The 11,670-nt window shown below is 72.7% G+C and carries 15 protein-coding genes; 5 read left to right on the top strand and 10 right to left on the bottom strand.

Going from position 1 to position 11,670, the window contains the following annotated elements; genetic code table 11:
* Positions 1-2 precede the first annotated feature (2 nt).
* From V2S66_RS30780 to V2S66_RS30750, 7 genes are all read right to left on the bottom strand, one after another.
* The gene (locus V2S66_RS30780) at positions 3-374 is read right to left on the bottom strand and encodes a hypothetical protein (RefSeq protein WP_330800069.1); all 372 of its coding nucleotides are present in this window, start codon (positions 372-374) and stop codon (positions 3-5) included.
* A gap of 656 nt (positions 375-1,030) precedes the next feature.
* The gene (locus tag V2S66_RS30775) at positions 1,031-1,531 is read right to left on the bottom strand and encodes an SRPBCC family protein (protein ID WP_330800035.1); all 501 of its coding nucleotides are present in this window, start codon (positions 1,529-1,531) and stop codon (positions 1,031-1,033) included.
* 279 nt (positions 1,532-1,810) lie between these two features.
* Positions 1,811-2,410, bottom strand: coding sequence for an alkaline shock response membrane anchor protein AmaP (locus V2S66_RS30770; RefSeq protein ID WP_330800034.1), 600 nt, complete (start codon positions 2,408-2,410; stop codon positions 1,811-1,813).
* 65 nt (positions 2,411-2,475) lie between these two features.
* Entirely contained in the window at positions 2,476-2,982 is a 507-nt protein-coding gene (locus tag V2S66_RS30765) for a DUF6286 domain-containing protein (protein ID WP_330800033.1), read from the bottom strand.
* 268 nt (positions 2,983-3,250) lie between these two features.
* A complete protein-coding gene (locus V2S66_RS30760; protein ID WP_330800032.1) occupies positions 3,251-3,664 on the bottom strand; it encodes an Asp23/Gls24 family envelope stress response protein in 414 nt (137 codons plus the stop codon).
* Positions 3,661-4,038: a hypothetical protein gene (locus tag V2S66_RS30755; protein ID WP_330800031.1), complete on the bottom strand. Its 378-nt coding sequence runs from the start codon at positions 4,036-4,038 to the stop codon at positions 3,661-3,663. Before V2S66_RS30755 ends, V2S66_RS30760 begins: the two co-directional genes overlap by 4 nt.
* A 100-nt stretch (positions 4,039-4,138) precedes the next feature.
* A complete protein-coding gene (locus V2S66_RS30750) occupies positions 4,139-4,624 on the bottom strand; it encodes an Asp23/Gls24 family envelope stress response protein (protein WP_330800030.1) in 486 nt (161 codons plus the stop codon).
* A gap of 244 nt (positions 4,625-4,868) precedes the next feature.
* Here V2S66_RS30750 and V2S66_RS30745 point away from each other — a divergent pair, with 244 nt between their 5' ends.
* From V2S66_RS30745 to V2S66_RS30735, 3 genes are read left to right on the top strand one after another with little or no spacing between them, the layout of a single operon-like run.
* Positions 4,869-5,441, top strand: a complete 573-nt coding sequence (locus tag V2S66_RS30745) for an RNA polymerase sigma factor (protein WP_330800029.1) — start codon at positions 4,869-4,871, stop codon at positions 5,439-5,441.
* Entirely contained in the window at positions 5,432-6,118 is a 687-nt protein-coding gene (locus tag V2S66_RS30740; RefSeq protein ID WP_330800028.1) for a hypothetical protein, read from the top strand. The genes V2S66_RS30745 and V2S66_RS30740 overlap by 10 nt, the downstream gene beginning before the upstream one ends.
* Complete coding sequence (locus V2S66_RS30735) at positions 6,115-6,477, top strand: Asp23/Gls24 family envelope stress response protein (RefSeq protein ID WP_330800027.1); 363 nt, start codon at positions 6,115-6,117, stop codon at positions 6,475-6,477. The genes V2S66_RS30740 and V2S66_RS30735 overlap by 4 nt, the downstream gene beginning before the upstream one ends.
* 573 nt (positions 6,478-7,050) lie before the next feature.
* On the opposite strand, the gene V2S66_RS30730 is transcribed toward V2S66_RS30735, so the two are convergent.
* Complete coding sequence (locus V2S66_RS30730) at positions 7,051-8,592, bottom strand: sensor histidine kinase (RefSeq protein ID WP_330800026.1); 1,542 nt, start codon at positions 8,590-8,592, stop codon at positions 7,051-7,053.
* Between the two features lie 256 nt (positions 8,593-8,848).
* Between V2S66_RS30730 and V2S66_RS30725 the strand changes: the two genes are divergently transcribed.
* Positions 8,849-9,631 (top strand): response regulator, encoded by a 783-nt coding sequence (locus tag V2S66_RS30725; RefSeq protein ID WP_330800025.1) that lies wholly within the window; start codon positions 8,849-8,851, stop codon positions 9,629-9,631.
* Positions 9,632-9,833: 202 nt separating this feature from the next.
* Positions 9,834-10,196 (top strand): chaplin, encoded by a 363-nt coding sequence (locus tag V2S66_RS30720; RefSeq protein WP_330800024.1) that lies wholly within the window; start codon positions 9,834-9,836, stop codon positions 10,194-10,196.
* 88 nt (positions 10,197-10,284) lie between these two features.
* Here V2S66_RS30720 and V2S66_RS30715 read toward each other — a convergent pair whose 3' ends face one another.
* Both V2S66_RS30715 and V2S66_RS30710 read right to left on the bottom strand, forming a co-directional pair.
* Entirely contained in the window at positions 10,285-11,169 is an 885-nt protein-coding gene (locus tag V2S66_RS30715) for an RNA polymerase sigma factor SigF (RefSeq protein WP_330800023.1), read from the bottom strand.
* A gap of 140 nt (positions 11,170-11,309) precedes the next feature.
* The coding region (locus tag V2S66_RS30710; protein WP_330800022.1) for a hypothetical protein at positions 11,310-11,670 on the bottom strand (361 nt) is incomplete at its 5' end.

Genomic DNA, 11,670 nt, shown 5'->3' with positions numbered 1-11,670 from the left:
CGCTAAGCCTTGACCCGTGGGGCAGGGGCAAGCGTTGACGTCCGGCCAGGGGACGAGGAGCGCCACCCCGGGGCCTCCCGGAGTGCGGATCGACGACTGCGGGCCCCGCCGTGGCATCGGCGGGGCCCGCGATTCTCATCGGACCGGGGTGGCACGCTGTACGCGCCGGCGCTCGCGGTCTCGTTGGCATGGCTGAAGCCCACGGTCGCGTTGCCGTCGATGCCGCCGGTGGTCGGCAGGACCGGGATGTCGCCCATCGCACCGCAGCCGGGCCCGGAGATGTGGTTGAGACTGAACCCTGTGACAACGTTGTCGGAGTAGGCGTAGTCACCACCGGGCGGCCTGGACGGCGTGTCAGGACTCCACGACACCATCCCGAACGGCGTGTCCGCACCCGGGAAGGTGTTCCCCCGTTGGACGTGCCCAGCAACGGATTGACCAAGGACGCCGGATCGGACACCGCCGCCGGCGAAGCGGCACCCGCCACCGTGCCGGGCACCGCCAAGCCCAACACCAACAGGCAGGTCGCCAGAGGAATACGCCATCGTTTCATCGTTTGCGGCTCCAGATGTGGGTCGCCGGCACTGCCACTGGACCGGTGGGGGGGGGGGGGGGTCAAGTGACGCCTAGCAAAGGGCAGCACTCCAACATCTGTCAACGCAACCGACCAAAGTTGCGAACAGAGGCAAACAGATATCGGAGCAGCGCAGTTGAGACACCCCGGCGACCCGTCGGCGGCAACGGACGGCGCCAACGGACGCGGCCGTCCGCCGACTCGCACCTCGGGCGAGCCCGCCGCGGTCCGGCCGCGCTTGCCCCCACCAGCGAACGAACGCCGAGGAGGGGTGGCGGCAGCGCGGACCGGCGCGCCGCGGCCACTCGCCTCGCCCCAGGCATGTCACCCGCTCCGGCCGTCGGCACCGGCAGCGGGCGAGGACGACAAGTGGTCCGACCATAAGTCCAGACCATTGACGGCGTTCCCCTGCGCTCGCTAACTTCCCGAGAGAGCGCTCTCCCGTCCGCCGTGCGCCTACGCGTCGAACGGGGCCGCGCCGCCCTGCCCGCTCTCGCCGACACCGTCTCCTTGCCCGGCGGGGATCGCCGTGTGGGCGGCTTGCGGGAGGGTGCGGGTGACCTCGTCGCCGAGGCGTTCGAACTCCTTGCGCAGGAACGGATCGGCCAGCCGGGCCAGTCCCTGGAAGCGCACGGTCGCCGAGTAGGTGACGCGTGTTCCCCCGCCGGACGTCTCGAAGACGAAGTCGTCGGTGGAGTGCGCGGTCTTGTTGACGCCGGTGAACGTCACCCGGCGTTCCTCGCGGCGGTCCAGGGTGTAGTCGAGTTCGGTGCGGCGGCCCCGGAACACCGAGACGTTCCGCCACCGGGCGCCCTCGACCGGCGCCCCCTGACCCGCGGTGCGCACGCATTCCTGGGTTCCGGGGTCCCAGTCGACGGCATGGCCGAAGTCCGCCAGGTACGCGACGACATCGGGAAGGGGACGGTTGACGGTGAAGGAGCGGCTCACATGGACCAAGGTCTTCTCCCAGCAGTTGTCCGCCACCACTGCCCGAGGGCGTGACAGTCGGTGGGTTCGTTCGGCCGACGGTGATGCGGGCGCCCTGCGGTGGGCGCCGCCGATCGCCGTCCGGCAGCACACAGCGTGCCATGCCGTCAGCCTTCCCCCGCTGACGCGGGACCTGACACGCTTCGTCGTCACGATCGGTCCCGCCCGGCGACCCCGCCCGGTGCTTTCGTCCGGCGCGGCCGTTCGCGGTCATCCGGCCCGGGCATTCGGCCTGGTCATCCGTCCTGGTCATTCGACCCTGTGGGAGCCGTGTCGTGCGACCGCCAGGTGGACGTGCGCGGGGAGTTCGTCCCATCGGACGGAGCGGCGGGCGCGTTCGGTGGCGGAGGGCACGCCTTCCAGGACGCGCACGGGAACGCCCGCGGGGTCGAGCGTGAGGTCGATCTGTGCCTGCGGGTGGCTGCGCGGTCCGCGCAGGCGGGCTCGTGCGCGTCGCACGCCCGTCACGGTGTCGAGGTCGTCGGTGAGCGCCTCGCCCAGTACGCCGTCGCTGATCGTCACGTGGTGCCGGGTGTTCTCCGCGACCGGCAGCCGGCGCGGGCGTCGGCGTCGGGACTGGGCCAGCAGCCACACCAGGGCGAGCACCATGAGCGCGGCCAGGGAGGCGAAGGTGGCGGGCCACCACCAGTCCTGAGCGACCCACCGGGTCTGGTCGGCGCCGGGGACCAGGACGTCGTGGCGGGTGGTCAGGGGCCAGCCGCCGGGTGGTGAGAGGTTCCAGCGGCGGTAGATGTCGGCGCCTCCGGCGAGCACCAGCAGCCCGCCGCCCAGCAGTGTCAGTCCGACGAGCGCCAGCAGCGTGCGGTTGGTCCTGCGGTGTTCCCTCATGGTCTTCTCCGATGGTGGTCGCGGTCGCGTGGCGGCTGTGCCGACGCCGTCGCCACGCCGGGTCGTCAGGCAGGTGTGCGGTGGACGCGGATCACCGGCTTCGGCGGGCGGGCCAGGCCGAGGCTGTCGTGCGCTTCGCGGTCGACGGCCTCCGTGAGGTCGGCCTTGACGTCGGACGTGTCGCGGAAGCGCACATCGGCGCGGACCTTGACGCGGCGTCTGCGCAACGTCACCCGTGCGGCGCTGACACCCGGCACGCGCATCGCCGCGTCGCGCAGGAGCAGCGCGGCGCCCTTGCGGTCCAGTTCGGCGTCGATCGGTCCGCCGCTGTCGGCGGGGACCCGCAGGGGCAGCACTCGCCGCAGCCCCGGAGTGAGCGCCAGGACGATCAGCAGCAGGCCCAGGGCGGCCGCGACGGCGGCGCCGGTGAGCACCCACACGTCGTCGACGGGGCGAGAGGCGAGTTCACCGCTCAGCGTCTTCCACCAGCTGTTCGCGGGGTGTCCCGTCTGCGTCCAGACGGCTTCGAAGAGCAGGACGCCGGCCGCGAGCAGGATCAGTGAGGCGGTCACCGCCGCCGCGACCCGCCGCGCACTCCAGGGTCGTCGCGCCGGCTTCGGCGCGGGAGGATCCTGCGGCGGCGGTTCGGCGCGGGAGGCGCCCGATGCCGGCGGCGGCCTGCCGGGCGCGGGAAGCGGCCTGCCGGGTGTCGGCGCCGTGGCGTCCTGCTTCTCGTGTGCGGGCTCACCGACGGGGCCGCCCGGGGCGCTGGCGTTTCGCGTTTTCATGGTCGTCCTGTCGTGGTGGGGTGGGGTGGGGTGGGGTGGGGTGCCGCCCGCGTCAGCTGACTCGTCCCTGACCGCTCCGGTCGGGGACGAGCCGTTGGACGGACACCGTGGTGTCGCCGACGCGCAGTCCGGTCAGGTGGGAGACGCGCTCGGTGATGTAGTGCTCGATCTCGTCGCATGCACGGGCGATGTCGACGGGGTAGGGCAGGTCCAGGCTGACGGCGATGCGGGCAGAGCCCTGGTGCACGGTGGCCTCCGGGCGCGAGACGCCCAGGCCGGGGCGGGCGGAGGAGGCGTCCGTCTGTTCGCGGAGGGCCTCCCGCGCGGCCTGGGCGGTGAGGCGGGCCACCACGCTCGCGGGGATCAGCGTCGCGCCGCGCTCCTCGGGCGGCGGTCGCCGTCCGCCGGCGACCGCGCCGCCTTCCCGGGTGCTCTGCTCGGGGCGTGCCGCAAGAGAGGCGCTCACTGCACTCGCGCCCTGCCGTCGGTGCGCGGTCGCTGGACGCGCGCCGCGCCGGTGGTGCGGGGCGCGGACCCGGCGCTGCTCCCCCGCACCGCGCTGCTCCCCCGCACCGTGCCGCTCCGCCGCACGATGGCGCTGTCCCGGTGCCGGTCGCCTTCGGCGGACCGCCGGCCGGGCCGCTCGGAGGCGCCCCGGCGCCAGTCGTCCTCCCGGCTGCGGAGGTAGTCGAGGGGGTGCACGTCGCCGCGGGCCAGGTAGCCCACGATCAGGCCCGCGAGCCCCACCACCGCGACCACCAGGAGCGCCCCGAAGCCGCCGAAGTACCCGGCGAACCCCAGTGCCAGTCCGGTCAGGAGTCCTGCCACGGTTGTGTTCATGTCCTTCACCGCTCTCATGTCGTCTTCCCCTGCCGCGCGGCCCCAGGGCCGCTCGCGGGCCGGGCACCAGCCCGGGCCGCTCGCGGGCCGGGCACCAGCCCTAGTCCACCCGCTGCTCGCCGTCGTCCTGGGCGTCGTCCTCGCCGGGTACGTCGATGTCGTCGACGGCGACGTTCACCTCGACGACGTCGAGGCCGGTCATCCGCTCCAGGGCCGAGATGACGCTGACGCGCACGTCGGCGGCGACGTCGGCGATGGGGTAGCCGTAGTCGATGACGACGTCGAGGTCCACGGCCGCCTGGTGCTCGCCCACCTCGACGCTCACCCCGCGGGTGACGCTGGGCTGCCCTCCGGGCATCCGCTCGCGTACGCCGCCGATGGTCCGCGCCATGCCGGTGCCGATGTTGTGGATGCCCGGGACCTCGCGGGTGGCGATGCCGGCCATCTTCTCCACGACGCTGTCCGCGATCGTGGTGCGCCCGCGGTCCTCGGGCGAGGGCAGGCTGCTTTTCCGGTCGTGCTCGGCTGTCCGCTGGGCGCCGGCCGTGTGCTGGTCGGTGTCCGCGCGGGTGGCGGTGGCGGTCATGTCGTACTCCTCAGACGGTCGTGCGGGCGTCGGATCAGCGCCCGTCACTCCTTTAGACGCATAAAAGACGAATTCGTCATGCTGATCCGCCCTCGGGATCGCTTAGGCTGGAATCCGGACCACGGGAGCTGGACACTCCGGGTTCCGTCAGAGCCGGAAGCGGGCAGCGCATGCGGACGCATGGAGATCGGCCACCTCGCGGCGCCTCCGCTGCCCCGCTTCGCAGCGGCCGCCCGCGGACCGGATGAACGACGAGAGAGGCCGGGGCGTACCGGGTCACCTGAGCGACGACCTGCTGGTGACCAGGGCGGCCGAGGGCGACGACGACGCCTTCGCCGTGCTCGTCCAGCGCCACAGCGGGCCGCTGCTCGCGCTGGCGTACCGGATGCTCGGCGTGCTTCAGGACGCCGAGGAGATCGTCCAGGAGGCGTTCACCAGCGCGTGGCGGCGGCTTCCAGAGTTCCGGCAGGACGCGGCGTTCCGCACGTGGATGTACCGCATCGTCACCAACCGCTGCCTGGACGTGCTGCGGGGCCGCAGGCCGGTCGTGCCGCTGGACGCGGTGGTGGAGCCGACCTCTTCCGGCCCGCGCGGCCAGCCGGCCCGCGCCGCCGAGAGCGCGGCCGCCACGCGGGCGCTGGACGAGGCGCTGCGTGACCTGCCGCCGGCGCAGCGTGCCTGCTGGATCCTGCGGGAGCTGCACGGGCTGTCGTACCAGGAGATCGCCCACGTGGCGGGGATGAGCGAACAGACCGTGCGGGGAGACCTGTTCAGAGCCCGGCGCACCCTGATGAAGGAGATGGCCTCATGGCGGTAGACGGCACCACCGCGGTGTCCGGGCGCCCGGAGGCGGCCGCCTCCGGCCAGCCGGCCGCCTCCGCTCCTGCGCCGGACGCGGCACGCCTCGTCGGCGACGAACGGCTCCCCTGCGGGCGGCTGGTGAGCGGCGTCTGGGACCAGGCCCGCGGGCTCCTCGCCGCGGACGCCTCGCACGCGGCCGGCTGCCCGTACTGCCGGCAGGCCGTGGCGGGGCTGGCGGTCCTTGACATCGCCACGCACACCCTGCGCAGGGACGAGCCCAGCGCCCGCACGGTCGCCGACCGGGTGATCGACGCCGTACGCGCCGAAACCCGCCTCGGCCGTCTCGTGCCGCTGGACGATCCCGGCGGCGATCTGCGGATCTCGGAGACCTCCGCGGCGAAGGTGCTGCGGCGGGCCGCCGACCGCGTTCCCGGGGTGCGCGCCGCCAGTTGCCGTCTGACCTGCCTCGACGACGGCAGTACGCATGTGACCTTGGCGATGACCCTCGCCGCCACCGTCGACGAGCCGCTGCCGCCGCGGGCCGTACGGGTCCGCCGCGCCGTGGCCTACGCCGCTTGGCAGGAACTGGGGTTGGCCGTGATCCGCATCGATCTGACCGTGGTCTCCGTGCTGGAGGGGATCAGGTCCCCGGCCGTCCCCGAGATCACGCCGGGCGGAGGTGGCCGGCCGTGACCGCCGACGCCGCCGGCGTCGCGCGGGCCGCGGCCTCCGCGACCCTGGCCGTCCCCGGGGTGGTCGGCCTGCAGCCGAGCCTCGGCCAGTCCCTGGCCGCCGCCGCCGGCCGGGTCGGGCACTCCCGCGGCTCCCGCCCGGCCGCGCCCGCGAAAGGTGTCCACGCCGAACGCACGCCGGGAAGCGGCGCCTGGCGGGTGGAAGTGCGCTGCGTACTCGACGGGGAGCATCGCGCCCTGGACACCGCACGCCGCGTAAGGGAGAGCGTCCGCTCGGCGGTCGTCTCGCACACGGCCCGCCACGGCGCGGCCGGTCCGGTCACCGTCCTGGTCACGGTCACCCGGATCACCGGACGCTAGCCGTGTGGTGCGCGCGTGTCCGGCACGTGGGAAGTGCCCGAGGAGGACGCCCCGCGGGACATCCCGTCTCTGCTCGCGGGCGAACATGCCGATAGCCGTCCCGGTGGGGTGGTGCCCTGCCGCGCACGGTTGCGGACAACTCGGCGGGCAGGGCGTCACGACCCGCGAGGACGGTGTACGCCCACTGAGGGGACTGTGAATCCCGTCTTTCGGGGGACCTGCTTTCGCGGCCCTGATGAAAGAGGTTCAAGCGGAATCTCGGCAAGGCCGGCGCATGTCCGTGGACGGCACATCAGCATGGCGCGGGCGATGCCGGAGAAGTGATCAGCGACGCCGGAGCATCATGACCACGAGAACGATGACGACAATGACTACGACGGTTCCGAGGCCGATGTAAATGGTGTTTCCTCCCGATGAAACGAGATCCTCCGCATCGTGACCCGGTGGACCGTGGAACTCCTGCTCCAGTGCCGACTTCCTGCCCCGTGAACGGCTCCGCACGCATATGCGATTCATTCAGCCGGAGAAAGCCGGCGGGGGCGCCGGGGCGGATGCGCCGTCCGGCGCCACAGGTCAGGCGGGCCGGCCGTCGGGAGGAACGGGGGCGGCATCGACGGGGAGCGTGAAGACGATCCGGGTGCCGCCGCTGTAGCCGGGGTCGACGGCGATGGTGCCGCCGTGGAACTCGATCACCTTCTTGCACATCGCCAGCCCGATGCCGTTGCCGGGGTAGGCGTCGCGGGCGTGCAGGCGCTGGAAGATCACGAAGACGCGCTCGGCGAACTCCGGCTCGATGCCGATGCCGTTGTCCGTGAAGGCGAAGTGCCACAGGTCGTCGTGGCGCTCGCAGGACAGGGTGATGTGCGCGGTGCGTTCGTCGGAGCGGAACTTGACGGCGTTGGTGATCAGGTTCTGCAGGAGCATGCCGAGTTGGGTCGCGTCGCCGACCACCGTGGGGAGCGGGTCGTGGGTGAGGACCGCGCCCGTCTCACTGAGGGAGACGCTCAGCGCGGATGTGGTCGCGTCCCATATGTGGCCCAGGTCGACGGGTGCGTAGTCCGCGTGTATGCGGCCCACCCGGGAGAAGGCCAGGAGGTCGCTGATGAGCGTCTGCATGCGCAGCGACCCGTCGACCGCGTACTCGATGTACTGGCCGGCGCGTTCGTCGAGCTTGTCGGCGTAGCGGCGCTGGAGGAGCTGGCAGAAGCTGGCGACCTTGCGGAGCGGTTCCTGGAGGTCGTGCGAGGCGACGTAGGCGAACTGCTCCAACTCGGCGTTGGAGCGGGCGAGGTCGGCGGCGTGGGCGTCGATCGTCTCGCGGGCCGCCCGGCTGGCGGCCAGTTCTCTGGCCAGCCGTCCGCGCATGGCCTCCACGTCGCGGGCCAGCGCACGGATGTCGGCCGGGCCGCCGGTCTCGATGGGCTGCTCGAAGTCGCCCTCCGCCACGGATCTCGCCTGCCGCGCCAGGCGGCCGAGGGGCGCGTTGACCCCGCGGCGGAGCGCGGCGAAGGCCAGCAGGGCCAGGATCACCACGACCAGGCCGACGGAGGAGAAGATCCCGTTGCGCACCCGGCGGGTGTGCTGGAGCTCCGCGCGGGCCGCGTCACGGCGCTCCTCCAGGTGCGCCTGCTGTTTCCGCAGGGCCGCGCGCAGGGAGTCGAACTCCGCCTTCCCCTGGTTCGTGCGCGACGCCGAGACCGGGGCGGGCCGCCCCGGTGGGGCGGCCGCGATGGGAGCGCCGACGTCGGCCCGCCAGCGTGCGGCCCGGCTGAGCACCAGGTCCAGATCGGCTGTCAGGGCGCGGTCACCCGCGGTGAGGTTCCTGAGCTGGGTCACCGCGTCCTGCTGTTGCGCCAGCCCCTGGGTGTAGGGCTGGAGGAACTGCGCCTGCCCGGAGAGGGCGTAGCCGCGGGTGCCGGTCTCCTGGTCGACGAGGGCCGCCTCCAGGCGCACCGCCTCGGTCAGCGCCGGACTGCTCTGGTAGACCAGCCGGTCGGTCACCGCGGCCGAGTGCCGGAAGAACACCGTGGTCAGCGCCGCGAGGACGAACAGCACCGCCAGGGCGCCCGACACGCCGACCGTCAGCCAGCGCGCCGTGGTCCACCGTCCGCCCACGGTCCTCGGGGCCGGCCCGTCAGGACGTCTCCGGTCGCCGGGGCCAAGGGGCCCGCGCTCCCGTGCCGCTGCGGGAGCTTCGGCCTTCACGTACGGCTGAGCGGACACCACTGCCTCCAAGTCGTGGGAAGCGGCGGGCTTCCGTGGCCGATTACCGAGCGGTAGATGCCGCATCCGGTGCACGGCGGCGAAAGCCTACCCCCCGCGACAACCCTAGTTGTCATCGGAGGCCCGGCTGGTGCGTAGAGTGGGCACCATGGCCATCGAAGAGCGAGACCGGACGCGCGAGGACTCGCTGCTACGGGCGCGCGAGGCCTTGGAAGGTCTGGCCGACGAACTGGCGCGGGAGGCCGACCATCTCGGCGGCCAGGTGCCTGCCGGCGCGTCGGCACCCGCCCTGGAGCGGCTGGCCGCGCTCGCCGTCCTGCACGAGGCGCTGCAACTGCAGGTGCTGCAGGCCGCCAGGGACGCGGCCGCTCTCGGCGCCAACTACGCCCAGCTCGGCGCCGCGTGGAACATCACCCGGCAGGGCGCGCGCAAACGCTGGCCGGGCCTAGTCTTCTCCCGTGCCCCTGTGCACCACCCGACGCGAGGACGCCCCATGTCTGCCAACGCCGCCACCCGCTCCTACACCGTGCTGCTGGTGGAGGACGACGACGCCGACGCACTGCTGATCGAGGAGGCGCTGCTCGAACGCGGGATGGCACGCGCCGTGCACCGCGCGACCGACGGGATCACCGCGCTCGCCCACCTGCGCGACCCGTCCAATCCCCGTCCCGACCTGCTCGTGCTGGACCTGAACATGCCGCGGATGAACGGACGCGAACTGCTGGCCGTGCTCAAGAGCGATCCGCTGCTCGTCAGCGTCCCGGTGGTGGTGCTCACCACCTCGTCGGCGCCCGACGACATCAGCGGCGCCTACCGCGAGCACGCCAACGCCTACGTCACCAAGCCCGTCAACCTCGACGACTTCAACCGCGCGGTCCAGGGGATCGACGACTTCTTCCTCGACACGGTGGTCCACCCCGGCAACGCCTGACCCCGCGGGCCGCGGCCGCGACCCCGGTGGGCCGCCCGCGGCGTGCGGAGGCTCCTCTCACGATTCCACCCTGCCGCTGTACGGGTGATGTCCGGCGTGGCGACCCATACCCGGGCCGACGGGAACCGAATGTGTACCGACCGAGCGGTGCACGGCTCCCGGCTGATCACCGCGTCCATGAGAGTGAGAGTAAGGAGCAGTCATGAAGTCGATGCGTACGGCGGCGGTGCTCGCCGCGTTGGCCGGAGGACTCGTACTCGGAGGCAGCGGAGCGGCCTTCGCGGACTCGGACGCCAACGGTGCGGCGATCGGGTCCCCCGGCGTCCTGTCGGGCAACGTCGTCCAGATCCCCATCGACGTCCCCGTCAACCTCTGCGGCAACTCGGTGAACATCCTGGGCATCCTCAACCCCGCGTTCGGCAACACCTGCGTCAACGCGAGCGGCGGCCACCAGGGCGGCACGGCGGCCGGCGCCGGTGCCAAGCACTCCGAGCACCGAGGGGACGGCCCCCGGAACGGCCGCGACCACGAGGAGCACGGCGCCAAGGGCGACGACTGCCCGTGAGCCGGCGCGGCCGGCGGGGCCCCCGTGGACCCGCCGGCCGCACCCGCACCCGGCCCCGGCGGGCCGGCGACAGGGGGGAGGATCCCTCCTACGACTCGGCGAGCATCCCGGTGCGCAGCTTGGCCAGGGTCCGCGACAGCAGCCGGGAGACGTGCATCTGGGAGTAGCCGAGCTTCGCGCCGATCTCCGCCTGGGTCAGCTCCTGGCCGAACCGCAGCTGCATGAGCAGGCGTTCGCGTTCGTCCAGCTTGCCCAGGAGCGGGGCCAGTACGTGGAAGTCCTCGAAGAGCTCCAGCGCCGGGTCGATGCCGCCGACGGTGTCGGCGTAGGTGCGGCCCGCCTCGCTGCCGTCATCGCCGCCGACGGGCAGGTCGATCGAGCCCGCGGTGTAGCCGTTGGCGGCCACCATGCCCTCGACGACCTCGTCCTCGGTGATCTCCAGGCAGGCGGCCAGCTCCGCCACGGTCGGCGGCGCGTCCAGCACGGTGGTGAGGTGGTCGCGGGCCTTGGCCAGTTCCACCCGCAGCTCCTGCAGCCGGCGCGGCACGTGCACCGCCCACGACGTGTCCCGGAAGAACCGCTTCATCTCGCCGACGATGTACGGGACGGCGAAGGTGGTGAACTCCGTCTCACGGGACAGGTCGAACCGGTCGATCGCCTTGATCAGCCCGATCGTGCCGACCTGGAGGATGTCCTCCATCTCCTGGGGACCGCGCCCGCGGAACCGGCGCGCACAGAACTGCACGAGGGACATGTTCATCTCGATCAGCGTGCTGCGCGCGTAGCTGTACTCGGGCGTGCCCTCCTCCAGCTCCTGCAGTCGCTCGACGAACAGCCGCGTCAGCTGCCGGGCGTCCTTGGGGGCCGTCTTCCCCGGATCCTCGATGAAGGGCAGACCACCCACCGTGGGAACACCCTCACCGGCCCGCGTCAGCCTCGTGCTGGTTCCCGTACCGTGCGTGCTGACCGTCATGTGAGTGCCCAACGTTGCCGGGTGAGTCGATGGTCGTGTACCCGCCATCTCCCGGCGCACACCCGAAAGCCTGCGGCATTCTCGCAACGGCCGCTCAGCCCCCTCCTGCGAGGACTCCCGCCGCAACGGCTGATCCGGGGTCAGCGTCGTGTGAGGCGGGTGTAGAGCGTGGTCCAGGCGGTGTCCTGGGCGGTGGGCGGCTTGTGGTCGCAGAAGGGCAGCGCGCGCTGGGACGTGTAGTAGCGGAGCATGTCGAGCACGGCCAGGGGGGCGCTGTCCTTGCCGCCGGCGTAGGCGGGTCCCGGCATGGCGTGCTGGTGCACCCGGCAGGTGGGGTGGGTGTCAGGGGAGCCGCGGTCGAGCGCGCCGGTGCGGGGGGCGCCGCAGCCGGTGAGGGCGGCCACGGCGAGAGTCAGGATCACGGTGCGGGCCAGGCGAGTCGGCGAAGGCATGGAGCCCTCCTCGGGGCTGGTCGGGACGGGGGCGTCGGGGGCCGCGGGG

The sequence above is a fragment of the Actinacidiphila polyblastidii genome, assembly GCF_036353415.1.
Taxonomy (GTDB): Bacteria; Actinomycetota; Actinomycetes; order Streptomycetales; family Streptomycetaceae; genus Actinacidiphila; species Actinacidiphila polyblastidii.
Note: the sequence above shows the minus strand (reverse complement) of the source record. Positions and strands in the feature narration are given on the sequence as shown.